Here is a 595-nt window from a genome sequence, read left to right on the forward strand (position 1 = left end):
GATCTTGACCTGGTCGTCGGCCCGGCCCAGGAACTCCAGGCTGCCGTCGGGCCGGCGCCGGGCCAGGTCGCCGGAGCGGTAGAGGCGGGCGCCGGCCGGGCCGAACGGGTCGGGCACGAACCGTTCGGCGGTCAGCTCCGGCCGGTTCAGATAGCCCCGGGCCACGCCCGGACCCCCGACATGGATCTCGCCTCGGGTGCCGTCGGGCACCAGCTGACCGTTCTCGTCCAGCAGATGGATCGTGAGGTCGCTCAGCGGTCGGCCGATCGGATTGCCGGCGCCCGGAGCGAAGTCGCGCTGGGTGAGCCGGTGGTAGGTGGTGTGGACGGTGGTCTCGGTGATGCCGTACATGTTCACCAGCGCCACCCGGCCCAGACCCCACCGCTCGGTCCACGGCGTGAGTTCGCCGACCTCCAGCTTCTCCCCGGCGAAGACCACCGAACGCAGGGCCAGCCGGCCGATGCGCTCGTCACCGGAGGCGGCCGCCGACACCAGCGAACGGAACGCCGACGGCGTCTGGCTCAGCACCGTCACCCGCTGCTCCACCAGCAGGTCCAGGAACTCCTCCGGCGACCGCGTCACCTCACGCGGCACC

General features: G+C 72.3%; 1 protein-coding gene. It reads right to left on the minus strand.

The features are described 5' to 3' along the window. Window positions 1–595: AMP-binding protein (locus IG05_RS43175; protein WP_037815908.1), on the minus strand; the 595-nt coding region annotated here is incomplete at both ends.

This window comes from Streptomyces sp. NRRL S-1022 (assembly GCF_000720135.1).
Lineage (GTDB): Bacteria > Actinomycetota > Actinomycetes > Streptomycetales > Streptomycetaceae > Streptomyces.